The 26549-nt window shown below is 58.5% G+C and carries 22 protein-coding genes; 11 read left to right on the top strand and 11 right to left on the bottom strand.

The window, feature by feature from the left end; translation table 11 throughout:
• Positions 1-9: 9 nt before the first annotated feature.
• On the bottom strand, positions 10-3093 hold the full coding sequence (locus DRW39_RS01025) for a SusC/RagA family TonB-linked outer membrane protein (protein WP_116105131.1): 3084 nt from the start codon (positions 3091-3093) through the stop codon (positions 10-12).
• Positions 3094-3615: 522 nt separating this feature from the next.
• Positions 3616-4008, bottom strand: coding sequence for a tyrosine-type recombinase/integrase (locus tag DRW39_RS01020; protein WP_255419229.1), 393 nt, complete (start codon positions 4006-4008; stop codon positions 3616-3618).
• A gap of 448 nt (positions 4009-4456) precedes the next feature.
• Here DRW39_RS01020 and DRW39_RS01015 point away from each other — a divergent pair, with 448 nt between their 5' ends.
• The 4 genes from DRW39_RS01015 (at position 4457) to DRW39_RS01000 (ending at position 8300) form a co-directional block, all read left to right on the top strand.
• A complete protein-coding gene (locus DRW39_RS01015) occupies positions 4457-5494 on the top strand; it encodes a hypothetical protein (RefSeq protein WP_116105129.1) in 1038 nt (345 codons plus the stop codon).
• Positions 5495-5599: 105 nt separating this feature from the next.
• A complete protein-coding gene (locus tag DRW39_RS01010) occupies positions 5600-6337 on the top strand; it encodes a class I SAM-dependent methyltransferase (protein ID WP_116105793.1) in 738 nt (245 codons plus the stop codon).
• Between the two features lie 148 nt (positions 6338-6485).
• Positions 6486-7457 carry an aldo/keto reductase gene (locus DRW39_RS01005; RefSeq protein WP_116105128.1) on the top strand — a complete coding sequence of 324 codons (972 nt, stop codon included), beginning with the start codon at positions 6486-6488 and terminating at the stop codon, positions 7455-7457.
• Positions 7458-8300, top strand: coding sequence for a helix-turn-helix domain-containing protein (locus DRW39_RS01000; RefSeq protein WP_116105127.1), 843 nt, complete (start codon positions 7458-7460; stop codon positions 8298-8300). It begins immediately after the preceding gene.
• 131 nt (positions 8301-8431) lie between these two features.
• On the opposite strand, the gene DRW39_RS00995 is transcribed toward DRW39_RS01000, so the two are convergent.
• Positions 8432-8686, bottom strand: coding sequence for a hypothetical protein (locus tag DRW39_RS00995; RefSeq protein ID WP_116105126.1), 255 nt, complete (start codon positions 8684-8686; stop codon positions 8432-8434).
• Entirely contained in the window at positions 8652-9131 is a 480-nt protein-coding gene (locus DRW39_RS00990) for a hypothetical protein (RefSeq protein WP_116105125.1), read from the bottom strand. Before DRW39_RS00990 ends, DRW39_RS00995 begins: the two co-directional genes overlap by 35 nt.
• 143 nt (positions 9132-9274) lie before the next feature.
• Here DRW39_RS00990 and DRW39_RS00985 point away from each other — a divergent pair, with 143 nt between their 5' ends.
• The 3 genes from DRW39_RS00985 (at position 9275) to DRW39_RS00975 (ending at position 11605) form a co-directional block, all read left to right on the top strand.
• A complete protein-coding gene (locus DRW39_RS00985) occupies positions 9275-10372 on the top strand; it encodes an MBL fold metallo-hydrolase (protein WP_116105124.1) in 1098 nt (365 codons plus the stop codon).
• Positions 10373-10786: 414 nt separating this feature from the next.
• Complete coding sequence (locus DRW39_RS00980) at positions 10787-11236, top strand: hypothetical protein (RefSeq protein ID WP_116105123.1); 450 nt, start codon at positions 10787-10789, stop codon at positions 11234-11236.
• A gap of 132 nt (positions 11237-11368) precedes the next feature.
• On the top strand, positions 11369-11605 hold the full coding sequence (locus DRW39_RS00975; protein ID WP_157975845.1) for a nuclear transport factor 2 family protein: 237 nt from the start codon (positions 11369-11371) through the stop codon (positions 11603-11605).
• On the opposite strand, the gene DRW39_RS00970 is transcribed toward DRW39_RS00975, so the two are convergent.
• Positions 11571-13325, bottom strand: a complete 1755-nt coding sequence (locus tag DRW39_RS00970; RefSeq protein ID WP_116105121.1) for a sigma 54-interacting transcriptional regulator — start codon at positions 13323-13325, stop codon at positions 11571-11573. The two genes, DRW39_RS00975 and DRW39_RS00970, sit on opposite strands and share 35 nt — an antisense overlap.
• A gap of 447 nt (positions 13326-13772) precedes the next feature.
• Between DRW39_RS00970 and DRW39_RS00965 the strand changes: the two genes are divergently transcribed.
• Positions 13773-14030, top strand: a complete 258-nt coding sequence (locus DRW39_RS00965; RefSeq protein WP_116105120.1) for a hypothetical protein — start codon at positions 13773-13775, stop codon at positions 14028-14030.
• A gap of 71 nt (positions 14031-14101) precedes the next feature.
• On the top strand, positions 14102-14383 hold the full coding sequence (locus DRW39_RS00960) for a hypothetical protein (RefSeq protein WP_116105119.1): 282 nt from the start codon (positions 14102-14104) through the stop codon (positions 14381-14383).
• A gap of 22 nt (positions 14384-14405) precedes the next feature.
• On the opposite strand, the gene DRW39_RS00955 is transcribed toward DRW39_RS00960, so the two are convergent.
• Positions 14406-16184, bottom strand: coding sequence for a sigma 54-interacting transcriptional regulator (locus DRW39_RS00955; RefSeq protein WP_157975844.1), 1779 nt, complete (start codon positions 16182-16184; stop codon positions 14406-14408).
• Positions 16185-16722: 538 nt separating this feature from the next.
• On the opposite strand from DRW39_RS00955, the gene DRW39_RS00950 reads away from it, so the two are divergent.
• Positions 16723-17007: a hypothetical protein gene (locus tag DRW39_RS00950; RefSeq protein WP_116105117.1), complete on the top strand. Its 285-nt coding sequence runs from the start codon at positions 16723-16725 to the stop codon at positions 17005-17007.
• A 118-nt stretch (positions 17008-17125) separates the two neighbouring features.
• Here the strand turns inward: DRW39_RS00950 and DRW39_RS00945 are convergent, their stop codons facing one another.
• Both DRW39_RS00945 and DRW39_RS00940 read right to left on the bottom strand, forming a co-directional pair.
• A complete protein-coding gene (locus DRW39_RS00945) occupies positions 17126-17440 on the bottom strand; it encodes a hypothetical protein (RefSeq protein WP_116105116.1) in 315 nt (104 codons plus the stop codon).
• Between the two features lie 86 nt (positions 17441-17526).
• On the bottom strand, positions 17527-20046 hold the full coding sequence (locus DRW39_RS00940) for a T9SS type A sorting domain-containing protein (protein WP_116105115.1): 2520 nt from the start codon (positions 20044-20046) through the stop codon (positions 17527-17529).
• Positions 20047-20243: 197 nt separating this feature from the next.
• Here DRW39_RS00940 and DRW39_RS00935 point away from each other — a divergent pair, with 197 nt between their 5' ends.
• Positions 20244-20897 carry a DUF1080 domain-containing protein gene (locus tag DRW39_RS00935; protein WP_116105114.1) on the top strand — a complete coding sequence of 218 codons (654 nt, stop codon included), beginning with the start codon at positions 20244-20246 and terminating at the stop codon, positions 20895-20897.
• Positions 20898-21162: 265 nt separating this feature from the next.
• Here the strand turns inward: DRW39_RS00935 and DRW39_RS00930 are convergent, their stop codons facing one another.
• From DRW39_RS00930 to DRW39_RS00920, 3 genes are all read right to left on the bottom strand, one after another.
• On the bottom strand, positions 21163-24270 hold the full coding sequence (locus DRW39_RS00930) for a TonB-dependent receptor (RefSeq protein ID WP_198664738.1): 3108 nt from the start codon (positions 24268-24270) through the stop codon (positions 21163-21165).
• Between the two features lie 208 nt (positions 24271-24478).
• Complete coding sequence (locus tag DRW39_RS00925) at positions 24479-25060, bottom strand: Crp/Fnr family transcriptional regulator (RefSeq protein WP_116105112.1); 582 nt, start codon at positions 25058-25060, stop codon at positions 24479-24481.
• Between the two features lie 64 nt (positions 25061-25124).
• A complete protein-coding gene (locus DRW39_RS00920) occupies positions 25125-26492 on the bottom strand; it encodes an alkaline phosphatase family protein (protein WP_116105111.1) in 1368 nt (455 codons plus the stop codon).
• Between the last annotated feature and the right edge of the window lie 57 nt (positions 26493-26549).

Genomic DNA, 26549 nt, shown 5'->3' with positions numbered 1-26549 from the left:
GTGATGCGACTAGTAAGTGATGTTTACCCCTACGGCGACTCCTCTCAAGACCGGCCGTCCCCCGGCCAGAAGGCCAACGGGGCGTGCCGTACCTGTACTGTATTCCAGGGACTCGGGGTCCCAACCCTCCCACTTGGTCAACGTTATTAAGTTCTTCCCACTAACAAACACATTGAAATTGCCAAACCCAAGATTTTCAAGGATGCTGTTGGCAAAGTTGTAGGACAGCGAGATGTCTTGTAAGCGTATGAAGCTACGGTCCTGATACATCAAGGGCTCTACGATAGAATGGCTACCGGAAATATTGCGAGGGTATTTACCGTCGGGATTGTTGGGAGACCAGTAATCAATGCCGGCAAAGTCGTTCCAACGGATAGAGTTGTCCTCACGGTAATAGTTGGGGATATCGTTGTAGAGTGAGGGTGCATTGTAGCCGAGGTATCCTTCACCACCTCCCTGCACGGAGTTAATAAGAAAGCTAAAATTCAGTCCCCGGTAGTTGAAGTTGTTCTGGATGCTGAAGCGATAGGCTTCCTCGCGGCGCCCTAGAAATACCCGATCGTCTTCGGGAGTAATATTGCCATCACCATTTTGGTCAACCACACGCACGGACCCGAGTTGAAAACCAGGCAGTCGGTCTTCGCCTAATCGATAAATACCATCCGTTTCGTAGTGATATATGGCTCCAACGGACCGTCCGATGAACAGTCCACTAGTGATAAGGTCATCCTCTACGCCATCTTCATTTGTATCCTGACCCGTCAGGGAGACAATTCGGTTTCGGTTGGTAGAAAAGTTCCCCGTTGCGGACCACGTCAGATCTCCCTGACTAAGGATACGTTGGGTAATTGAAATTTCTATACCCTTATTGTTGATTTGTCCCAGGTTAGTGGCAATCTGGCCAAAGCCGGTTGCATTCGGGATGTTGACATTGAAAAGGAGGTCGTTGGTGTTGTTATTATACATATCGATGCTACCCGTGGTGCGGTAATTGAATAGGCTAAAATCGATGCCTAAATTCAGGCCTATCGTGCGTTCCCAGCGAAGATCATTGTTGCCTAGAGTGTTCACCTCCTGTCCGAACCGAGTGGTTCCCCCGTCCCCGAAAACATAGGCAGCCCCCGTAGTCAACCGCGAAATGGAACTGTACCGAGTGGTTTGGTTGCCAATCTCCCCGTAGCCTAGACGTAGCTTTAGGTTGTCAACTTTGTCAGCACCCGCAAAAAAGGATTCTTCTGAGAGTACCCATCCCAGCGCCAAAGTTGGGAAAACGGCGGTCTTATTATTGCGGGCAAAACCTGAGAACCCGTCGCGGCGGAGAGTCGCGGTTATTAGATAGCGTTCGTCAAATTTGTAGTTGACGCGTACCATTTGGTAGTTAAGCGCTTCTTGGTAAGCGTCGGAACTGGCGAACTGCTGTGTAGCAAGGGCCAAGTCGTTATAACTCAGGGTGAGGCGGGAAAAGCCACGGCCCTCCGTAAAGGTGCTCTCAAAGTCCCGCTCGATGGCCCCGTAGAGCAGGGTGGTCCCAATTTCGTGGCGGCCAAAAGCCTTCGTGAAGGTCAGGATATTGTCCAGGGTGTAATCGTAATACGATTCATCGCGTTTTGTGGCCTGTCCAGTTTGCCCCGCCCCGTAAACACTCGAGAAATAGGCCTTCGTATTACGGAGGTTATTTCCAAAGTTCAACCGATAACTCAAACCCGGCAGAAAGGGAAAATCAATCTGCGTGTAGAGGTTAGCGAAGTAGTAATTGTTGCGATTGTAGTCATCTACCAAATTCCCGATGAAAGCGTTAGGTTCTAGGGTATTGGTAGGCGAGAAAATTAATTCTCCGTCATCATTGTACGGTACTAGCAGGGGTGAAGTACGCTGCAGCGTAGCAAGAGCCGGTTCGGCCCCATCTTGATTGACAAACGATCCCGACGATACCAATCCTACGGTAAACCAATCGAATGGTTTGACTTCAAGATTGGCTCGCAAAGACTTTCGATTGAAGTCATCCCCCACAATGTATCCGGCCTGATCGACTATGGCACCAGAGAGGTAGTAAGTAGCCACCTCGGAAGCTCCCGAAATGCTTAGGTTATTCTCCAGGATAGTGCCATCCTGTGTACCGGCCTCCCACCAATTGTAATCATTGGGCAGCAGATTGCCGTCCGCGTCGAGCATGGAAGGGTCAATTACGTCTTCAATGCGAAAATCTGGGTTGGGTTCGGTGTAACCCGATTCCTCGGTGTAAGCCTGCTCATAAAATGCCTCACGCAGGCCATCTAGGTACCCTTGCCGGTCGTTAGGGACAAAATCACTGACTGTAGGATCCTGGATGGTAAATTGTGAATTAAAGGCAATGCGGGGACGGCTGCCTTGCTTACCCCGCTTGGAAGTGATGAGTAAAACGCCATTGGCTGCCTGTGCACCATAAACCGCAGTGGAACTTGCGTCTTTGAGCACGTCAATAGAAGCGATATCGTTTGGATTAATGGAGGAGAGAGAGCCATTGTACTGAATTCCATCAAGGATGATCAGCACATTTTGGTTACCGTTCAAAGAGACCTGGCCTCTAATAGAAATGGGTGGAGTACCTCCCGCGCTGGTGGCAACACCGACATTAAGCCCCGGGACCGTGCCCTGAAGAAATTGACCAATATTGGTATTGGGTGCCTGTTCAAGTGTTTCCAAATTGACGCTGGCCACCGCGCCCGTTAAATCCGATTTTTTCTGGGTACCGTAACCGACTACCACGACCTCCGAAAGCGAGGCAGCTCCGGGATTTAAAATTACATCGATGGTTGTTTGCTCACCAACCAGTATTTCCTGGGTTTCGTACCCCAAGAATGAGTAGGTCAGCACAGTTTCCTTGCTTGGCACTGTCAGTGAATATGTACCGTCGACGTCGGTAACCGTGCCACTACTTGTTCCCTGTACCACTACATTAACTCCGGGTAACCCCAAACCGGATTCATCAATTACCGTGCCTTGCACTTCGATCTGTGCTAGCAGAGATAAGGATGACCCAAGGGAAAGAAGCACCAGCAGCGCAGTACGGAGCCAATGCGCCCTCGAATGAGAAGAAGCGGTAAAATTGTGCATAACCGATTAAGTTGCGTAAGTGTAAAAATTGATTGCATGAATTGACCTCCTTTCGGAAATCAAGAAAGGACCGGCGATAAAGGTATCCGGGTATTGTGTATGGAAACAAGCGCTAAATCGGGCTTAACTTGCCAGATTCCGAGGGTCTAACTGACTGACTGCGAAACCAGCAGTTCTCATTATCGGCCACCTGGGTAGTCATAGTCAGGTATCAAAAGAAATTTAGGTAAGCTATGGCATGACCAAGCGGGGCAAATTTGCCTGAACAGCATCAGTGTTTACAGCACTTTCTTACCTGACATCGATTATAATGACTAACCTCCCAAGGCCGACCGTGACAGGATATGCGGCACCAAACTACCGAAAATGAGAACTGCACCTTCGAAACGCGCGGCTGGGTCCATCCCGCTCAATGAAGGTGTTCAAATGAATGGACAGTGACTTCGGGTGGGAAAGATTGCTAACTTTCAAATCCTTAAAACCGCTAAGTAAGCAGCCCATTTTGAAGTATCCCCGAAATTTTCAAATTCGCTCCCCCACCCCCCGGTGCGCCCGATCAAACGCCTCCACCGTCAGCACCTGGGCGGTCCGCACGGAGATATCGGTCGTGTTCGACTGCTCATGGCCGAGTAGCGGCCCCAGCTCCTCCCGAGTCATTCCGGCTTCCGTCAGGAGAGTGGCCCGAGTATGGCGGAGGGTATGCGGCGTCACTCGTTTTTCGATCCCCGCCACGGTGGCCACCTGGTCGACCAGCTGCTGGATGCGGCGGTCGCAGTAGGCTTTTCCCTGCCGGCTGCGGAAGAGCGGTCCCGATTTCCGGTCGCCCAGGTGCAGCCGCAGCATGCCGGCGAGCTCCGTGCTGATAATCACCTCGCGGCGTTTGTCCTCCTTGCCGGCACTGACGACAAGCCGCAGATTGTCGTATTGGAAGTACCAGCTTCTAGATTGGTGAATTCGCTTACGCGCATCACCGACTCGTACGGCGTCTGCATCATCAGGGTAATCTTCGGCTCCTGCCGGTGCGCCGCCCGCAGGAAGGCCCGCAGGTTTTCGACGCTGAAGTGCTTAATAGTATTGCGTTCCCGCCCCTTGGGGGTGATAGGGCCAGTTCCTTCCGCACTTCTCAGAAGATGTGCTTGGTCTGATTGTAAGTCTCCAGACCGGATTTGCGGAGTTTGCGGGCGACTTGTTTAGCAAGGGCGGTTATGTCTTCCATTAGAGTTCTAACCCCTGGAATACGTCGTGCTATGGAAAAGGCTTCTGCAGGATTTTAGTAAGCCCTTGCCTCCTCCCTTACCATTTGGATAACTCTCACTGCATTGCGCTTGAAAACCCCTAGCTTGACTATATAAGATTCCTTCCCATGAAAGCCGCGGTGCTCTTATTGCTGCTTCTGGCCCTGGTCAGTCCGTCCCATGCGCAGTCTATCGACTACTTCACGGACTACAACCCGCTCATCACGCAAGCGGAGGACTCCATCGTCGCGGAGAACTACACCTCAGCCCTCGCAGCGTACCAGCTGGCCTTTGGCCGGGTGGAACATCCCTTCAACAGCGACCTCTATAACGCGGCGCTCGCGGCCCGGGCCGCCGACCGGGTGGATCTACTCCGTACGTACCTCTTGCAACTAGCCGGTCAGGGTCCGGATCTGGACTTTTTTGCGGCGAATGCGGACCAATTCGAGCACCCCGACCTGGACTGGAACTCATTGCTGGACTCCCTGCGGCTCGTTGACCGGCAGTACACGCAATCCGTGAACTCCCCTATGCTCGGATGCTTCAATCGGGTGCTGGCCAGGGACCAGGAACTACGTAGCCCGTACGTGCCGGGAGACAGCACCAGCCGGCTGGATTCGTTGAATATGGTGGCGTTTATGGATTGTGTCGCCACCTACGGATTTCCGGCGCAGTGGCAACTGGACCTTCACACCCCCATGAGTATGCTGTATCCGTACGAAATCCCCTTACTCCATGAGTTAAAAATGGTCAACGCCACCGGGCGGGATCGCTTCGGATTGATTCCGCTACTGGACTCCCTCGCCAGAAACGGCACCATCGAAACGGCTACCTATACTAACCTGATGACGACCCAAAATACCCGTATGGGGGGTATCGGGGGATACGGGAATACCGCTATCGCGAAGCTGGACGATGAAACCATGCGCCTGTACCGTATCGTCTACGACGAGGCCACGGTCGCAATCTATAACAAAACCCGAGCCGCCTTGGGCTTGCGATCCTACGAGGATCGGGCCACGTTATTGGTCAAACGCCATACGGGGCAGTTGGGAGCGGCTACCCCCTACCTCATTCCCCGGATCATGGGTTTGATCTCTTATCCCGCCGAGGTAAAGGACATGCTAACCCTGGAATACGTCGGGGAATGGAAAAGGCTACCGTAGGGATTTACATAAACCCACGCCTCCTATCCTACCATTTTGGGGTTGCTCGATGCAGGGGAAGAACCATAATGACTCCTTTCGCCTTTGGTGAAAAACATTGCCATCGTGCCCCTCCGCATCCTCCCTCTCCTGTTCTACCTGGCCGTTTGGACCGGCTGCAACGCCCAACAGGACCAACCGCCAACAACAGACAACTCCCCTTACACCTTCGACACCCCTTCCCGCGACGGTACCGGCAAGTACTACCTCGGCCGAGAGATCAGCCACGTGATGGGCCACTTCGCCGCCGACTGGTTGGAGCGGCCGGAGCGCGAGGAGGAGGAAAACGTCAGCCAGGCCATTGCCAATATGGAGATCCAACCCGATGAGGAGATCGCGGACATCGGGGCCGGCTCCGGCTACTATACCTTCCGCATGGCCCAAAAGGTACCGCAGGGGAAGGTATACGCCGTAGACATCCAACCCGAAATGCTGGACCTCATGCGAACGCGGATCGAGCGGGAAGGCATTGAAAACGTAGAACTGATCCGGGGCACCGAAAGCAGCCCCGAACTAGAGGCCAACTCCATCGACCTGGCCATCATGGTGGATGTGTACCACGAGCTCGCCTACCCCCGCGAAATGATGCAGAATATCGTCGGTGCCCTGCGGCCGGGCGGGCGCTTCGTCCTCCTGGAATACCGGATGGAAGACCCCACGGTGCCCATCAAAACCTTACACAAGATGTCGGAAGAACAGGCCGTGCGGGAGATGGAAGCTGTCGGCCTGACGCTGCGGGAGAACATCGATAATCTGCCCTGGCAGCACTGTATGGTTTTTGTAAAGGATAAGACTCTGAATTAGCCCCCACTATAAACCTAAAGACTTACCCTTCTTTAGTGAGTTGGTAGCTATACCAAAACATCGCGGTGTTGTGGCATGACCCGCACAGACAAGTAATTTGAACCCCTCGGGAAAGTCGCTCGTTGCTCGCCCCCGCTAGTTTTGCGGCATGAACAATCTACCCACCCTCCAACTCGGCCACCATGGCCCTACCGTTTCCAAACTCGGCCTCGGCTGCATGCGCATGTCTTCCATCTGGGGCGGCCCCACGCCGGATGAGGCGGAAAGCATCGCCACCATTCATGCGGCCCTGGACCACGGCATCAATTTTCTGAACACCGGCGATTTCTACGGCGCCGGCCACAACGAACTGCTCATCGGGAAAGCCATCCGCGACCGCCGCGACGACGCCTTCGTCAGCGTGAAATTCGGGGCGATATTTCACAACGGCCACTGGATCGGCCTGGACCTGCGCCCCGTCGCCATCAAAAACTTCGTCAATTATTCCCTTACCCGGCTGGGTATCGACACCATCGACCTGTACCAGCCCAGCCGTATGGACGACAGCGTGCCCGTCGCGGACATCGTCGGTACCGTCGCGGACCTGATCCAGGAAGGAAAGGTGCGCCACTTAGGCGTTTCGGAGATCACCCCCACCCAGCTCCGGGAGGCCCACGCCGTGCATCCCGTCAGCGCCCTGGAGATCGGCTACTCCCTGGCCGACCGCCAGATCGAGGCCGACCTGCTGCCCACGGCGAAAGAACTTGGCATCGCCGTCGTCGCCTTCGCCAATACGGCGGAGGGACTCCTGACCGGCAACCTCACCGCTCCCCTCCCCGCGGACGACTATCGCCAGGCTTTCTCCCGCTTCACCGGCGACAACCTCACCGACAATCTCGCGAAGGTGGACGTGCTAAAGGATATGGCGCGGCAAAAAGGCTGCTCTCCCGTCCAGCTGGCCATCGCCTGGGTAAACGCCCAGGGTGATCACATCATGCCGCTGGTCAGCATGAGCCGCCGGTCGCGCCTGCCGGAGAACATCGCGGCCATGCAGCTGACTTTTACGCCGCAGGAGATGCAAACGCTCAATACTACCTTCGCGGTAGGCCAAATAGCCGGTAGCACCTATTTGCAGCGTTGAATGGAAAGTCCAGCCGAGATCGTTCCGGGCGTGATCTTTTACTCCTACCTCTCCGCAGAGCGGCGGGAGAAGGTATGCTTCTGGAAGCACCACACCCTGGTCCTGCAGGTTTCCGGCCAGTTCACCCTGGAGAGCGCGGCCCAGCGGCTGTCGATGACCGGCGGACAGGTGCTCCTGATCGGTAGAAATCAGGTGGCGACCCTGACTAAGACGCCGCTGCCCGGCGCGCACTACGAAACCATCGTGATCTCCCTCCAGGAGGACCTGCTGCGGCAGATCGTCCTGGAGGAAAAGATCGAAACCGGCGGTCAGTACGTCGGTCCGCCCAACGTCCTGATCCCCGCTAACCGGTTCCTGGAGGGGTACTTTCAGTCCATCGTCCCCTACGCCCGCAGTGCCGGTACGGCCATGACCGACGAAATGGGCATCCTGAAGGTGAAGGAAGGCGTCCGGCTCCTGCTTCTGGCCATGCCGGAACTGCGCACCTTCCTCTTCGGCGATGCGCAGCCCCACAAGATCGACCTGGCGGGCTTTATGCTGACTAATTACCACTACAATCTCCCCCTCGAACGCTTTGCGCAGCTTACCGGCCGCAGCCTCTCCGGCTTCAAGCGCGATTTCCGGAAGGTCTTCGGGGTCCCCCCGCGCCGCTGGCTACAGGAAAAGCGGCTGGAGGAGGCCCGCTACCTCCTCGAATCCCGCCGGCACACCCCATCCGATATCTACCTCGACCTGGGCTTCGAGAGCCTCGCGCATTTTTCCCACGCGTTTAAGAAGCGGTTCGGGAAGGCGCCGCGGGCGTACGTGGCAAACAGAACGACCCGCACGAAAACCACGTCGTAGATCATATTCAAGATCGTGTCCCCAATTGTGTGCAAAGTCCGCTTAAGTGCAATTCGTACCGTCGGGTCAGCAAGCAGCTAAAATAGGGAAGGAACTAGAGGCTTCCCCGATTTTCGCGATCAGCGGGATACCTACCAGAGCAGACTCCGTCCGAAGGGCGAACGGGAGCGCCAGTCACGCCGGCGTTCGTCCGGCAATACGTAAATCAGATAGATGCCCACGAAGGGCGAGGTGGTAGGCTCGGGTTGATTCACTTCCCGGTCCAGGCGCACGAAGAAGTCGACGGCAATCCGCGTCGATATCGCCTGCTGCAGCGCCAGCGTGTGCCGGTGCTCGACGATCTCGTCGCGGTCATCGAAGCGGTAGCGGACCTCGTACTCCGCCACGATGTCCGTATGCTCCCCCGGCGCGTACACCAAACCGAGGCGGGGGCGTAGGGCAACCTCCGGATGCGCGGCCGTCTTCCGTCCATACCCGCTCGTACTGCGTGCGCAGGCGGCCTTCCAGGGCCAGCGGCGTGTCGCCCAGGGGAACCGCGGCGTTGAGGTCCGTAAACAGGCGCAGCACCGTTTCCCCGAGTCCGTAATCCGGGGTAAGCCGGGCCCCTGGGGTGATGTTCAGGTTAGGGGAGATCAGGCGGTTGGCGGCAACCTGGAGCAGGAGACGGTTCTCGCGGCCGGTAGTGAGGAGCTGACGGTGTTCCACCTGGAATTCGTAGCCCCAGCGTTCGGTCACCTCGTGTTCGAAGGAGGAACCGGCGAACAGGCTGAGCTGGGCCGGTAGGAGTCCGGCGCGGAGAAGTAAGAGCAGCAAGAGAAACAGGTATCTCATCGGCGCAATGTTGACGACTCGGCGCTTCGTACGGCGATTAACCCCTGGCCCGGGCAGCTTGTGCGGTCGCTTACGAACGGTAAACGGTCCCTTCCAACCGGGGTGCCCCTAAACTCCCCACTGGCATAGTTGTATTGCTACGCATGCTTATCGCGACAATGCTCCTTGCCGGCTTCCTACTCGTCGGCGCGCTCTTCCTCCGCCAGGAAAAATTGGGGGCCAGGCCCCGGGGGAAACGGTTGGATCGCATCCGTCGGTCGCCGCACTACCGCGACGGCAAGTTTCGCAACCTGACGGAGACGCCGCTGCTATCGGAGGGACACGGCTGGGGGGATGTGCTCTACCGAAACTACCTCAAAGCCAAACCGCGCCACCACCCTACCGATCCGATTCCATCCGTCAAAACGGACCTGCTACGGCTGCCTACGGAGGTGGACACCCTGGTCTGGTTCGGGCATTCCTCTTACTTCCTCCAGTTGGCGGGGCGACGCATCCTGGTGGACCCGGTCTTCAGCGGCAACGCTTCTCCCCTACCCGGTACGCTGAAAGCCTTTCCCGGCACGGACGTCTATACGGTGGCCGACCTGCCCCCCATCGACTACCTCTTTATCAGCCATGATCACTACGATCACCTTGATTACGCGACCATCGTGGGGCTGCGGGATAAGGTCGGCACGGTGATCTGCGGTCTCGGCGTAGGCAGCCACTTCGAGCGCTGGGGTTACCCGGCGGATAAGATTGTGGAAAAAGATTGGTACGAGGAATTTAACCTCGCCGGGGGGATCACGGTGCACGTGGAGCCGGCGCGCCACTTCTCCGGGCGGGGCATCTCCTCTGCCAATACGCTGTGGGCCAGCTACGTATTGCAAACCCCGGCCCGGACCGTCTACCTGGGCGGCGACAGCGGCTACGACCGCCACTACTCCGAGATCGGTCGCAAGTACGGCCCCATCGACCTCGCCATCCTCGACAACGGGCAGTACGACGAAGCCTGGCGGGAGGTGCACCACTTACCGGAGGATGTCTTGCTGGCCGCCCGGGACCTGCAAGCCAGAAGCATTTTTCCGGTGCATTCATCCAAGTTCCCCCTCGCCGCCCACGCGTGGGACGAGCCCCTGCGTCGGATCACCGAGCTAAACGAGGCGTCTAATTTTCACTTGCTTACGCCCATGATCGGACAGCGGGTGGATTTGGGCGACGGAGCGCAGGTACAGACCCATTGGTGGGAAGGAGTGGCGTGAACGACCCTGAGGCCACTAGCCTTACGCGAATTTACAGCGTTGCAGGGCATACCCCGTCGGCAATGGCGTGCAGCTTCGCGGCTGATGCACCGTCCCGCGCCAGGGGTGAGAAAACCTGCACCGTGCAATAGACAAGGGTGGTCAGCGGACACACCTTTCCCTACCACATTTTCACCCCGGAAGTGAATCGGGGGGGGTATCCGGGGCATATAGCGTACGGGGCTGGTCCGGGGGCCGTTGAGGGTGGCTTGCGAAGATCGGCGGGACTCGACCCGCCGGGAGGGCAGCTTGATAACTGGCGCCGCCTTTCCCCGATCACGGGTAATCCCGGTGTTATACAAAGTATAAAACCCCGGCCCGATTAGCCTAGGGTGATAGCGGTTCGTAGCTTCAAAGCCCAAGAATAGTATCGCCATGAAAGTCGTCGTCTGCATTCTGCTTTCTTTACCCCTGCTTGCGTGCTTCCGCGCGGAGCAGTACATCACGGACGTGGGCGATACCCTTACTTCGGAAACGGCGACCATCTACGTCATCAATCCCAACTCGAGTTCCGGTGGCTCGGAGAACAATTTGATTTACCTCGACGAATACCTGATTGGCCGGATCGGCAGCAATACCCACATCAGGACGACGGTGGCTACCGGGGCGGGTAAGCAGTATTCGATACGTACATCTGCGAGGCCCGCGGGCAAGTATGCCTTCCTGGTGGAGCCCAATACGATCCAATACTTCGAATTCGAAGTAACTGACCGGGAGAATAACAACACGCTGCCCCTGCTGCGGAAACTGAGTGAAGAAGATGGAAGATTATTACGCTCCCGGGTTCCCGATACGGTGGCGTACCGGCCGAAATCTGCCCTGTAAACTGCCCGGAAGTACGAGATTTATTGTACTGACTATGGGAGGAATCGGCCAATCATGCTTCCTGCAACTTTATGCGAAATATTACCAGTTATTGTCGCAACCGATGGGGCATACTTTGTAAAGCTTCTTGCGATGCAGGAAAAAAGGAAAGACCTGGTTTTACGCTACTTAGCCGCCTACAACACCTTTGACGTGGACCGAATGATGGCCCATCTATCCCCTGACCTGGTATTCGAGAACATCTCGAACGGAACGGTGAATTTGCGCACCGAGGGAGTAGAAGCATTCCGGCAGCAAGCAAAAGCGGCCACGGCCTACTTTTCGGAATGGAAGCTTATCGCCGAATGCCCAGCTTACGCAGCTTGCTGAACAGCGTTTGGGGATGCATCTGCAGGATTTCGGCCGCCCCGCCCGAGCCGCTTACCTTGCCGCCCGTACTGGCGAGCACGAGCTGGATGTACTTGCGCTGGTACGCCTCGAAGGATACGAACTCGGTCAACGTACCGTCGAACAGATCCAGCACCGGCAGCGCCTCCGTTCGCGGATCGCCAACCGCCGGAACCTCCGGGGCCAGGGGCGGCGGCCCCTCGTGAGCCGTGGTGAAGGCCCGCTCTACCAGCGTTTGTAACTCACGCACGTTTCCCGGGAAGGAATACGCTTCGAGCCGCTGCAGCGTCGTAGCGTCAACACCGGAAATTTCTCGGTCGAACTGCGCATTGTAGCGCTGGAGGAAGTGCCCGATGAGGAGCGCGATATCCTCCCGGCGTTCCCGCAGGGGAATAGCCGCCACACGAGCCCCACTCAGCCGGTGAAACAGGTCGGCCGAGAAGCTGCCTGCTTTCACCCTCGCTTTAAGATCCCCCGAGGTGGTGCAGAGCACCCGCACCGCTACGGTAAACGTCTCCTCACCGTCCACGGACGTCCATTTGCCCTCCCGCAGGACGTGTGCCAACCGCGCCTGTACCGGCAGGGGTAGCTTCTCCACGGCGTTGAGCACCAGGGTTCCCCCGTCCCCCGCCACGAGGCCACCGGGGGTGGTTTGATCCCCAAAAAGCTCGCCCCCGACGAGCGCGGGGGGAAGGACGGCGCAATCCACCGTGATCAGCCGCCGTTCCGCCCGCCGGCTAAGTCGGTGTATCTGGCGGGCGATAAATCTTTTGCCGCTCCCCGCTTCACCGGTCACCAAGACGGGTACATCTAGATCCGCAAGATCCCGTATGCGGTTCAGAACCGCCCCGAAGGCCTCGCTCCGGTAGGCCAGGTCCGTATCGCCGGCCTGGCGTTTTAAACGCACCCGCAGATCGCGAATTTCTCCCGCGCTCGCCTGCGCTTCGCGTTCGGCCGCGGCCAGGGCCGCGTTGAGGGTCGCTTCGTAGGCCAACTGCGCGCCGACGTCACGCGCCGTCAGCAGGTACAGGCGTTCGTTGGGAACCTGACCGGCCCCGATGCTCATCTCCATGGGAAGGGTGGTACCATCCTGGCGGATCAGCGTACCCCGAAAATGGACCCGTCCTCGCTCGCCCACCTCCGCCAGTCGGTGCTGCAACTCCTCGGCACGAAAGCCGTCCAGCAGCTGACGCAGATGCCCTGGCCGCCGCACATCGCGGAGCGCGTAACCCAGGTGCTCGCGCAGCGGATCGTTGAGGTAGGACACCTTGCCCACGGCGTCGAATTCCAGGACGAAAAAGGGGATCGCATTCAGGATGCCGGAGAGGTGGGCCTCAGCAGGATACTCCCCGGGCATCAGCATGCAGCAGAGATAGTTTCCTTCGGAAAGCGCAAGCTTAACGAGGTGGAAGGTGTAGCGCTGGTTCCCTACGGGGCGAAGCTGTCGGACCAGGCACTCGCCAGGCCGCAGGGTGGCCAGCCAGGCCCGTTGGGTAAGCGCGGTTTCCGACGGAGCGGCCAGCAACTGGGCCAGCATATCGTCACCCCGGCTGCCCAGCTGACGCAGCAATTCCGCATACGCTGCATTAGCGAGCAGCGGCTCTCCCTCACCGCCTAGTAGCTGGGTTGGCAGGGGGTTGGCCCGTACCCACTCCGCGATGGGGGGCGGAACTGTGGATGACGAAAAAGCGGAATCGGGCATGCGTAAGTTGGGTTCTGGACACGGAGGCGCACCACCGTGTACCAGATAGTAGGAACGAGAGTCGAGAGAGTTGGGGACGAAATAATTCTTACGTCATTACATAAGTGTTACGGCGGCGCGTAAGGTACCCGGGGGGAAGCAAACAGTAATAATAGCCCCGTTTGTCGAAGTGTTTTGCTTACCGCCCTAGACACGGCAACCAATGTTTACGCCATTTAATAAATGAATTTATGGAGTCTTTTAGGCACGCTTCTGTCCCCTACCTTGGGAGTATGGACGGCTGAGCAGGCGCGTTGGCCCACCCCGAAGCCCCACGAAAAAGGTCTTAACACTATGCGAACACTCCTTTGATTTTCACACCATTGTTTCCACTTGTTGAAGCCCGGGGCCTAACCGTAGGGTAGCCCCGGGTCTTTTATGGTTCGACATCACCTAATTCGATACCCGATGACCTACTCCATCCTTTCCTACGAGGTATTCTGGGACACCGAAACTGCCCGCGGGGGGGTTGACCTGGTCCTCGCGGAGGGCCAATTGGTCCGCCTGACCACCGAGCGGCCGGATATGCTGACGTGCTGGAATACCCTGCTGAGCGGCCCCTGCCCCCATTACTATCGCGAAACCGGTTCGGCCGGCATTTGCACCATTACCTATCCGCGCCTGCGGGCAGTTAGGGTCGCCTCACGGTCACGGGCGGGCCACTAGGTAGTTCGCTGCTGCACGCAAACTGGGGAGAACCGTGGGGAAAGACTGCCTACCACTAGATCTGCTACGCTATGTTCGCTGCTCCCCTTGCCATCGTTACCTACGCCTTGATTAAGGGTCGTTGGCAACTCGTGACGGTCATCGCCGAATTTGAATCCCACCGGCAGAGTCGCGAGGCATTCATCGCGTACTTCGTCGGACATTTCGCCATGGCCGGCGACGACCGATTCGTGTACTGCCTGGCGGAGACGGTGGAACGCGGCATAGTACGGGATTACTACACCAAGGACTGTCTGGATTTTGGTGGAACGGGAGGAGCGCCGCCCCAACGCCCCGGCCCGGATCCGCATTAACGCCCGCTAAGCGGCCGCGGCCTCATCGCCGGATGCCAAGTTTGCGCAGTTTGCTGAACAAGGTCTGCGGATGCATGCCCAGGATGTCGGCCGCTCCGCCCGTACCGCTGACCTTACCCTCCACGCTGTCAAGAACGCGCTGGAGGTACTTCCGCTGGTAATCCTCAAAGAAGATAAACTCGGTCAGCATCCCGTCGAAGAGGTTGAGCTCCGGTGTTTTTTCTCCGCGGTCACCGTCCGTCGTTTTCAGGGAGGATGGCGGTGGCGATTCCCCCGCGGCCGCAAGGTAGGCGTGTTGAACCATCCCCTCTAACTCGCGCACATTTCCCGCGAAGGAATAGGCTTCGAGGTGCCGCAGGGTGGTAGCGTCCACGCCGGACACCGCTCTGCCGTACTGTTGATTGAACTTGTCGATGAAGTGGTGCAGGAGGGGATAGATATCCGTGCGGCGCTCCCGCAGCGGGATACACGCTACGGTATGCCGGTTGAGCCGATCGTAGAGATCCCCCCGGAAACTTCCCGCTTCCGTCGACCGTAGCAAATCGCGGTGCGTGGTGGCAATCAGCCGCACGTCGGCATAACCCTTAGCCTCCGGCTGCGACGCGGTCACACTGGCCGCTTCCAATACCCGCAGCAGCCGCGCCTGTACCGGCAGCGGGAGTGCGCCGATCTCGCGCAGTAACAGCGTACCGCCGCGGGCCGCCTCCAGATAGGCCGGTCCCTGATCGGCGGGCTTCACTAATGTGTCCGTCTGGTTACCGAAGAGCGCGCGCTCCACCAGGGTAGGCGGAAGTGACGCGCAGTCTACCGAAATTAGCGGATGGTCCGCCCGCCAGCTCAGTTCGTGAATGGAACGGGCGACAAGCTGTTTGCCGCTGCCGGTTTCGCCCGTGATGAGTACGGGCGCCTCGCTCGGCGCGACGTGCTGGATGCGGGGTACGACCTCTTCGAAGGCGGCACTTCGGTAAACCAGGCGGGTTTCCTCCACCCGATAATTCAGCCGGGCGCGCAGTTCGTGGTTCTCGTCCTCAACGCTCTGCGCGTATTGTTCCACTTCCACCAAGGCCGTCTTCAGGGAGGCCTTATGGGCGGGACGGGGGGCAATATCCCGCGCCGTAAGCAGATATAGGCTATCGTTGGGCGGCTGACTGGAGACGATGACGATTTCCATGGGGATTACCGCGCCGTCCTTACGGGTAAGCCCTCCGCGAAAGCGTACCTGACCGTGGCGGTCGACTTCCCCCAGTAGCCGGAGCAGCTCTGCGGTCCGGAACTCCTGCCAGAGCTGCCGCAGATGCACGAGGCGGCCGAGCTCGCCAAGCCCGTAGCCCAGCCGTTCCCGCAGCACGTCGTTGAGGTAGGAAATATTACCCCGTGAATCCAGCTCCATCACGAAACAAGCAATGGAATTCAGGATGCCCACGAGACGGGTTTCGGAAATATCGTCACTCGGCATCAGCATGCAGCACAGACAAGCTCCGCCGGAAAGCGAAAGCTTAACCAGGTGAAAGGTGTAACGCTGATTGCCCCCCATCAGCAGTTGCTTCACGAGGCACTCTCCGATGCGCAGGGTAGCAAACCACCCCTGCTGCGAGAGAGGTAGCGTCCACCCGGTGGGAAGCAGGTCGGCCAGCAGATCGTCGGACCTCCGCCCCAGCTGCTCAAGCAGTTCGGAAAAAGCGGCATTCGTGATGAGCACGCCCCCCTCCCCGCTGAGCAATTGGGTCGGTAGGGGGTTGGCCATCACCCAATCCCTGACGGAGGGCGGGGGGCCAAAGGAAGAGGGTTCGGAATCATCCACGGGAAAACGAATTGAGTTTGGCGTTGTCCTGGGGTGGAAAGGCCGGAAAATGTAATATACGGAATCGAACGTGCGCAAGCTCGGCGTACGCTCCCCCCAAATTGGCCCCGGTCAACCGCCTCAAAAGTGAATTACGTTTGGACAAGTGGGGCCAAATGCAAAGAGGATTATCCCCATCCTATCCGGCTCGTTTAGCCCACCAGAGTTCCCTCATCCCCGTCGAATAATCATTTTTTACTTCTACGTCAGCGATCGGCCCTTGTTCGCGCCGGTCAACGGATGCACCACGGATCTATGGAGTAACTGGCGCTTTCCAATTTCGGGCAGAATAAATCGAGGTAAAATTTCAGCCGCCGGCACCAGAGATTTCATTGCCCTTCACCAGACTTGGTGACGAGTTAGCGGAGATTCATACCACTATAAATCGGTTGATTATATCCGACCATACTTACAAGATGCTGTGGGTTCACATCATATAACTGCCTGAACAGCGTCGTGACGTGCACCGTCGTGAACACTTATTCTATACCTTGTAACGATGCGCCTCAAACACCTTTCCCTCCTACTCTTTGCAGGCTCGACCCTGCTGACCCTGGCCGGCGCCATTGTTAAGGTGCAAGGTATCGGAACACCGGTCGTGAGTTCATACCTGTTGGGCGCGGGCTTCTCGCTGCTCATCGCGGCATGCATTGGTTTGTACCTCGCTCCGCCGCATCCGCCGCAAGGAACTACGGAAACACCCCAGGGAAAACCTCAGGATCAGGAATTGCTAGAACTGAAGGAATTGGAATTACGTAAGCGCGAGGATGAGAACCTGGTGTAAGGAAGACGCAGGAGCAAGTTGGCGTTACGCTTCCCGAGACTCACTGAGCCGGCGGCTAAACCGTGCCTGTATATGAAAGTATAAAATATACCGAATCAGCGTAACCCGCTCCCGCACATCAAGCCCCCTGCTTTTTATCGACCTCCACTTCCACCTTCTCCAGTTCCTCCCGCAGCGCCGTTTCGACATCCAGCGGCTGCCCCAGCAAATCCGTAAACCGCCATTCCCCGAAATTGGGCTCGAACTTGTAGCGGCCCCAGGCGGCGGTGCACATGATGGCCGGATTGACGATCTCCGTAAGGTAGATGCCCCATTTCCCGTTCTCGTTCTTGAAGGTCTTGCGGACCGTATACACCTTCCCCTCCGCGGGATGATTCGGGATCTCGGCGGGGATTCGCTTGGCGTCTACACAGATTACTTCCTTACCTAGCATGTTGATCGTGATTGATGCGTCAGCTATTATTACCCACGAGAGGGCGGCTTAGTTTTATCGACCGGTCAAACTCTTTCCGCCCCTCACTACCAAACCACCACCCGCCGCCGGGCAACCGCCCCGCCGGCCCCACGAACCACCAAAAAGTACGCGCCCGACGGCACACCATCCAGTGACAGGGTATGCCGGCCACGCACTTCCTTGACCGTACGGAGCTGCTTCCCGGAAAGATCATACACGGTCAGGTCGTACGCCCCCACCCTATCCGGTAGGGTAACCGTCAGGGCACCGGTGGTCGGATTGGGAAATACTTCGACGGGGATCGCATCCCATACCGGTGGTGCCGCATTGGATACGATGATCTCAGCCGCTTCCAGGTAGATTCCGCAGTGGTATGCCTCCGATCCAAAGTACTGCAGGCGAATCGCCTGCGGCCCCGCCTGCGAAATGATATTATCCACGTGAAAGGGTACCCGCTCAACGAAGACGGGTCCAGGGTTCGCATCCAGTTCCGCCTGATCCAGGCCACAGATCTCGTTTTCCTCAAAGCTCGCGGGGGTAGACAAGCGTTGTTGCATCAGCCCGCAGCTATCCCGAAACACCTTTAAAAGATCCGAGTAACCGCTGCCGAAGAAGGTCGTGTCTTGCCGGGCGCCCGGTTGTCGCATCATATCCGCGGGAAGCCTGGCGTGGTCGAAGGTGAAGACCGTATCGACGGCGAAGGGCACGGCCTGGCCCTGTCGTTTACGGTAGAGATCAGCTTCCACCTCGTAAGTATATACGTCGTCCCGACTGGAATCCACCGCTAGAATAACCGCGGTGACGAAACTCGTCGGAACCCCGCCAGGGACGGTAAACGGCGGAGGTAACGCTCCAGTACCGGAAGCCGCGACCTGAAAGGTATCCCCCACCTCCGCGAGCCCGAATTTGCTTGCCGGTGGAAGTTGAACGCCCACCGCCGGTTCGCTTACTCCGGCCAGGGTCAGCGGTGATCTTTCCCGATCTACCTGGTAAAATCGCGTACCGCCGACCAGTCCCGTGTTTTGGCCAATGGTCACTGTCGGGCCACTGGCATCACCGCCCTCCGTAAAGAAGCCGATCGTTTTTAGGGTATCGGTTATGCCCAGCACGGTAGACGATGCTACAGACAACACCTCCGCGTAAAGTCGAACTCCATTATCGTTCCTGGCCAGCCAGCGGGTTCCCACTACTGCCGTATGGTAAAGGACGAGTTGCTCCTCCCCGTCAAAGTGCATCACCGTGCTGTCCGGCGTCTGGCAGATCCGGTAGCCGAAGGGAGAGGGTACCTTGACCACGCACGCTGCGTCATTTTCGGTAATTTTTTCCAGCGAGCCGTACAGTTCCCCGCAGCCGAGGCTATCCACCCGCACGCCGTAAAATTCGGTATCGAAGCCGTAGGTACGCGACTCGAATTCCGGGTCTTCGTACATATACTGTACCCCCGGACGAAACAGCTGGTAAGGCGCCGTCGCCACTACCCGGATCGACACCGTGCGTAGGGTCGCCAGTCCCGTGGGGGCCGGGGCACCGCTATCCGCCGCGCGAATGACGACAAAGTAGGGCTGCTCCCTTGCGTCAGCCGGCGTGGTTTGCCAGCGGAACGTGCTGCGCTGGGTATCGGACAGCAGATCCTTGGCCGTAGGCAGGAAACTGGCCGGGTTATCCGCCAACCGGAAGGGGTAGCCGTCCGCCGTCAGGCTAACCAGTTGCTCTTCGGCTTCGCCCGCCGTAGCGATGACCTCAAAACTGACTGCTTCACCGGCAATTACGGTCACGTCCGGCTGGGTCAATTTGATCATGGGAGGCGTGTTCAAACAGTCGTCAACGAATATGCTCATATCCCGCACCAGAGTATCCACGGGAAGGCCGTCGCGAAACGACTTCACCATGACGGCCAAAGCATACTCTCCCGGAACGGCGGGGCTATCCCAGGTAATTTGCCCGGTACGCGGGTCGACCTGGAGATTCCCGTTGCCCCCGTTGACCTGGCTGGGCAGTACGTAGCCGGGGACGGGCGAGCCGGGCGCGAAGGTGGGCACGGTGAACTCAAAAGCCAGACTATCGCCGTCCACGTCGTAGGCGCCGGGGTTATGCGTCCACACCGAACCGACGCAGGCATTGTCGACCGGGTCCTGGGTCAGCACGGGGGAGTCGTTCCTACCTTCCAGAAGTGGATTAACCAGCGCAAAGGAGGTCGATACGCTAAAGGGAATATTCACGGACGATGGACCGATGTTGCGGATGTTCGCCACCCGGTTCACATCCTGAAAGCTCAGGACGTAGCGCCCGAAATCAGCGTACCGGTGGCACAGTCGGTATTCGTTGCGTTGAATGCCTGAACTTGTGGTTGACACGATGCTCGTGCGGCCGATCATCACCTGCGCTCCGTCGCCCCAATCTATCTGCAGGCTATCCCGGTCCACCTCCGTCTGGCCGGCATCGGTATAGGTGATGATGGTGGCACAGGCGGTCAGCCCATCTCCACCGGCTTCGGTACGTACGATGATCTCGCCGGCACGGTTGTGGGTCGCCGATGCCACGGCGGGCAGCAGCACGAAGAGGAAAAGGAATAGGGGTAGGCGCATGGGGTTTCTGGTGTTGGTTTAGGTGCTAGCTAACCTTGGTCAAAATAGGGAATCGTAGCAGGATATGCGTGCCCGCCGGTGGGGTTACGTCAAATCGCGCGCAAGGTATTTCACGAGGAAGGCTTTCGATTAGTCTTCCACCTATATATTGGCCGGATCGATTACCGTCTTCTCCAAGTCCTTCATAACATCCTATCATGAAATACTTCCTGTCCGGCTGCCTCCTGCTCCTGCTCGCCTTTGCGTGCAACACATCCAAATCCACCACCAGCGACACCGATACCGACGGCTGGATCTCCCTCTTCGACGGCCAATCCCTGGACGGTTGGAAAGCCAGCGAAAACCCCGCCACCTTCAGCGTGGACGATGGCCGTATCGTCGCCCACGGACCGCGGGCCCACCTCTTTTACACCGGCCCGGTCATGGACCACAATTTCGAGGACTTCGAGTTCAAAGCCCAGGTCATGACCACCCCCGGCTCCAACTCGGGCATCTTCATCCATACCGCCTACCAGGAAGAAGGCTGGCCGTCGCAGGGATACGAGATCCAGGTCAACAACTCGCAATCCGACTGGCGCCGCACCGGCAGCGTTTACTCCTACGACGACGTGCGGGAAGTCCACGTGCCGGACAACGAGTGGTACACCCAGCACATCATCGTACGCGGCAATACGGTCACGGTAAAACTCAACGGCGAAACGGTAACCAAATACACCGAGCCGGACAACCCGCAACGGTCGGAAGGATCAAAAAAGCAGATACTTTCCAGCGGCACCTTCGCCCTGCAGGGCCACGATCCGGAAAGCCTGGTTTATTATAAAGATATTATGGTGAAGCCGCTAGCCCGCTAGCTGTAGCCGCCGATTGCTCCTGTATTCCGGTGATCTCCTTCGTCCAGCGCAGCGTATCGTTCTCGTAAAGGATGAAAACGGGCGAAGCAAGGGGCGGCGGAGCGCAGGTAAAAAGCTGTTCGGAAACGGTGGACTATGCTCAGCCATCCCGATCACTATTCCGTACAGACAAAATTGCCCCCGGCACTCGGGGTGGGCGGGGGCGAAATATTGGTGCTACTGGTTACTGGTTTTTGGTTGCTGGTTACTGGTTGCTGGTGGCTGGTTATTGGTTGAAGGTGTACCGGACGCCCAGCTGAACGCGCCACGGCGTTCCGTTGATGGGCTCGGCGGCCACGCCGGAATTAACCGCGTAGCTATAGGCCTGGGTCTCCTGGTCGAAACCCGTGATGCGCATCAGGCGGTTCTCGCTCGAGTAGTCGTTCGTGACGCCCCAGTCGCGGTTGAGCAGGTTGGCGAAGTTGAATACGTCGGCCGTCAGCTCCAGACCGTGGGGAAGGCCCGGGAACTTCAGGGCGTAGGCCGCGCGCAGGTCCACGATCGCGCGGAAGGGAGAGGAGCCGCCGTTGCGCCGGGCGAAGCCGCCGAAGCTTTCGCGCAGGTAATCCTTATAGTGGCCCGGCACTTCGGGATCGTCGAGGATATCGCGGTAGGCCTCGCGAATGTCCTCCGGGGTAGCCGGATCGGCCGGATCGTAGATGTAGGCAATGTCGTTGCGCAGGTTGAAGTCGCCGTTGGCGCTCCGGTTGCTGTTGACGGTGAATCCGTAGGGCGAGCCGCCGGACCCCAGTACGGTAAAGCCGAGGTTCAGTCCTTTCCAGGTCGGGGTGGAACCGTTCACGACCAGTTTGTGGTCGAAGTTGTTGTCGGAAATGCCGTAGTTGAGGTCGCGCGGGTCACCGGTTACCGGCAGGAAGGTGGAGGTGTTGGCCACGCAGCAGTTGTAGCTGCTGTTGTCCCGCGTCCGGTTGAAGGTGAAAGCGGCATTGAGGTAGCCGTCCTCGCCTATTCGGGCGGTGCCCTCGAAGATCAGGGCCGTCTGATTCAGTTCCCCGTCGGATGTCAGCAGCAGGGTGCGGCCGATCCGGTCGGAGATGCGACTGTCGGTCCAGTCGGTGGAGCCGTTGGGCGTGATGGTTTCGGCGGGTACGAATACGGGGCGGCCGTCGCTGGTGGATTCGAAGTAAGGATCCTTTACCAGGTTCGCCTCCTGGTAGGTGTAGTTGTTTACGGTCCGGCTGACCAGCACGTTGACCCCCAGGCTGTATCGATTGCCGAAGAGGTGGGTATAGTTGAAGTTCCCCTTGAAAGTAGTCGGCACCTCGAAGTCGTCGCTCACGGCATTGATGGTCGAAAATGGCACCTGACCGGCGGGCACGCCGGGTACGGTGGAGGGGTCCTCCCGGTAGCCGGGAAAGTCAGGTGTGGGTACATCGTCACCGGTCACGTCGATGGCTCCCAGCAGTACGCCGCTGTTCTGGATATTATTGACCTGGGCGTAGTAGTGCGGCTGCGAGCTGAATACCCCGCCGCCGAGGCGGAAGATGTCCGTGCTGCGGCCACCCAGGTCATAGGTCAGCTGCAGGCGGGGCTGGATGTTGTCCCAGTCGGAAGGTTTATTATCGGTCCGGATTCCCAGGTCTTCGTCGACCACGGGATTGTAGTCCGCCGCGTCCGAGAAAACGGTGGCGTCCCAACGCACGCCGAAGGTGGCACTCAGGTTCGCCAAGGGTTCGAACTGCACCTGTCCGAAGAGGCTCAGGTCCATCACCGTCTGCTCCACGAGGGGAAGGCCGCGCAGGGGAACTTCGCGGGCGTAGCGCGAGGGATTCAGATTAGCGAAATCTTCGAGGGAGTTGAAGAAAAAGCGGCCGTTCTGCTCGTTGGAAAGCAGGGTTTCCAGGTCCGTGATCAGGTTATCCGTACCGAAGGTAAAGTTGAAACGCCCCGCGCTGAGGTAGGTCGTGTTGGTGAGCTGTACCATCCGCTCGACGTTGGTCTCCGGGGTGTAGCGCTGACCGCCGATCTGGGCGGTGAGGGTACGCTCGCTGCCGTTCGGCAAGGTGGAGGTGATGTCCACGATGGCCCGCGGAATATTCACGCCCGGCAACTGGGAACTGGCCGTATAGGCCCGTTCGGCGTACTGGTACTGTACCTTGAATTCGTTGAGCAGCGTAGGCGTAAAGGCGCTCCGAAGGCTCAGCAGCGTGCTGTTCTCCATGGAGGAGAAATCGCCCCAGGACTCCGCCAAGCCGATCGAGCTGTTGTCGGAAACGCTGAACGGATTGTCCCACTTGTTGTAGTTGTTCCGCAGTGTCAGGGTATGCCGGTCGCTGACCTGCCAGTCCAGCCGGGCGAACCAGGTATTGGCCGTCGTGGTCCGGTCGAACTGCCCCACCTGCCGCTCGTCGCTGACGCCGTACTTCTCGCGGGCGATTGCCTGGAAGCGGTCCAGGTTTTCGCGGGTGATGCCGATGCGGTCCTCGTCCTCGGTGGTTTGCAGGTCCGCGATGAATTCGGGCTCCCCCGCGTCCTGGCGCTCGTAAACGGTGAAGAAGAGCAGCTTGTCCTTGATCAGCGGTCCGCCTAGGCTGAATCCGTACTGGGAGTTGTAGAAGTCGGCCGTCCGGTCGTTGCCCCGGATATCGTAGGAACTCTGCAGGGCGTCGTTGCGGTGAAAGAAAAAGGCGCTACCGGAGAATTCATTGGTCCCCGATTTGGTGGTGGCACTGATGGATCCGCCGCCCTGGCGCCCTTGCGTCACGTCGTAATCGTTGGTCGATACCTCAAACTCACGGACGGCCTCCTGACTGATGGTGTAGGGGCCGCGGCCGATCTCCCCGGCCGTCAGCTGGTTGCGGGCGTTGACCCCGTCGATGGTTACGTTGGTGGAGGTACGGCGCTGTCCGCCGAGGTTGATCTCTCCCCCACCCTGCAGGGGCGAAAGGCTCGTCAGCCGGGTGAAGTTGCGGCCTTCCGTGGGGAGGTTACGGATCTGCTGGGAGGAAATCTCCGTGGTGGATCCGATCTGGTTGATCCGGTTTCGAAGGTCGCTGCCGGAGACCACGACTAGGTCGAGATCGTTGGCCTCGGAGGTGATCTCGAAATCGACGCGTACGGTGTTGCCCTGATTCACGGTGTAACCCGAGCGGCGCGTCAGGCCGTAGCCCACGTACGATACCGTCACGTCGTACGGTCCACCCAGCGGCACCTGTTGAATGAGGTATTCGCCCTCGGTATTCGTGAGCGTACCGGTGGTGAAGCCGGTGGCGGTATTGGTGATGGTTACGGTCGCGCCGATGAGCGTTTCGCCGGCGGCCTCCCGGACCACCCCGGTGAAGGAAGCGTTGGTCGCCTGGGCGGAGAGACACATACTAGCCAGGAGAAATGAGACAAAAACAAGGTAAAATTTACTGCGGAAAGTCATGCAAGTATCAATTGGTTGCCGCAAAACTATCGGGGCCACCGGCCGGCCGGATGTTCGTTTTTAACATCCCCGGTCCCGTCGGGGCAGGCTTGTTAGAATGTTAACCTAGGATGGTCTTCGCTGCGTTCCGCTTAACCCGGAGCTAAAGCTGGCTTTACAATTCCCGCAGCAGCTTGGCCACGGTTTGCCGGGTCAGTCCGGTCAGGTTGGCCAGGTCCGATTGGGTGAGCACCTCCGGCGCCCGGGCGTCGTCGTCGCCTACTTCGCAGAGCACCTGGCGGAGTCGCTCCAGGGGACGCAGGGCGGAAATGCGGTACAGCCGGGCTTCGGCCCGCGCCCAGCGTTTCACCATGAGGCGCGAAAACCATTCCTGTACTGAAGGCTGGGTAGCCAGGATCCGCTTAAAGGTCACCAAATCCAGGGTGTCGACTTCCACTTCGGTGAGGGCGCGGACGAATTCCTGGAACCCGCCCCGGTTACCCAGGTATTTGAGGTTGCCAAAGAAGTCTCCCGGCCCGGCCGTGTCGTAAACCACTTCCCTGCCTTCCGGACTGTAGCTACCGATCTTGACCGTGCCCGCGGAGATGAAGTAGATCAACGTCATCTGGTCCACCGGCCGGTAGACGTACGCACCGGCTACGTACCGCCGACGCCGACCGTGGTCACGCAGGCAGCCGGGTAGTTCCGGGGCGGATTCAGCATGGTGGGACGGATTGGGTATGGCTCGGTCGTGCATACGATGAAAGAACGGCCACGGCCGTTTCGTCCAGGTAAATCCCGCATTAATTTATTGGCAAGCTTTACTTACCGGCCGCGCCCGATGCGGTAGTGCTCAATATCCCGGGGTAGGTCAACCCGTCGCTCTCCGTGAATTCCAAACCGAGGATTTCGGCGATCAGCGGGGCGATGTCGGTCAGTTCCATCTGTTTGACTACGGTACCTTTCTTCGCCCGCCCGGCAAAGGCGATGAAGCCGGTTTGAATGTGGTCGCCGTCAGGGAAGAACCCGTGCGTTCCCCCGCTCGCCGAGCCCACCAAAGCACCGCCGGTACGGGAGCTCATCCCGATACCTTCCGTAGGAGCGATGGCGAGTTCGACACTTGGGTCCGCTCCTACTGTAACCAACTCGTCCTTTTCCACGATCCGAAAGAGCTTTCGCTGATTGGCGGGCAGCGCGTTGAGCAGTTCGCGGACCTGCGCGACCGATTCCGTATCCCGCGCATCGTTCACGTGCAGGAAGGCCGCGGCACCCGAGGTATGAAATTTCGCCTTCCAGGCTTCGCCCTCTTCGCCGATAAAGCCGTGTTGTTTCAGCAGTACATTGGGTGCCAGGGAAGAGTGAATATCCACGAAGCCGTGATCCCCGGTGATGATGAAGGTGGTGGTCTCCATTTTACCCAGCCGTTCGACCGTTTCCAGGATCTGACCGATGGCGGCATCCACCGCGCTCACCGCCCGTCGGGGCATGTAGCCTTCCCGACCGTCGGTATGCTGAAAGTGATCCACGGACAGCAGGTGCACCGCCAGCAGATCGGGCTGGTAGGTCTCGAAAATGTAGGAAGCGGCCGCGGCGAAGCGCTGCTCCCGGGCGAAGTACCCTTCGTTGCCGTAGTTGGTGCTCGTGATTTTACCGGTAGCGTGGGTTTCGATCTCTTCCAGGAAGCCCGCGGGCATAGCCTCTTCCCGCAGGGGGCTCAGGCGCTCCTCGTTCTCATTTAGCGACCACACCTCGGGCAGGTTGTAGTCGATGGGTGCGTCCACGGTGACCGGCCAGGCGATCGCCGCCGAGGTGAGACCCGCTTCGCGGCTCAGGGAGAACAGCGTCGGCGTTTTTATGCTACCGTATTCCCAGTACCAGCGTCCCGTGGCGCCTTCCGGCTCGAAGGGGGCATTGTAGTAAATACCGTGTGCGGCGGGCGTTCTCCCGGTGATGATGGTCGTGTGGGAAGGATAGGTGACCGAAGGGAATACGCCACGTACGGCCTCCGCATGCGCACCGTGCTCCGCCATATGTTGCAGAATAGGCGCCGGCCACGCGTCGTCCAGGTAAAAATCGGGCCGGAAGCCATCGATCGAAATCAGGATTACCTGCTGTTGCTGCTGCGCGAAGGCCGGACCACCGACGAGGGCCAGGATGAGCAGGATAAGGACGGCGAGCCGGAATTGCATAAGGTCTGTTGCTTTATTTGCGATTACTACCGGCCAAAGTAGATCGCCCCGGGGCCC

The organism is Lewinella sp. IMCC34191 (genome assembly GCF_003390935.1).
Taxonomy (GTDB): Bacteria; Bacteroidota; Bacteroidia; order Chitinophagales; family Saprospiraceae; genus Neolewinella.
This window is presented reverse-complemented; position numbering and strand designations above follow the sequence as displayed.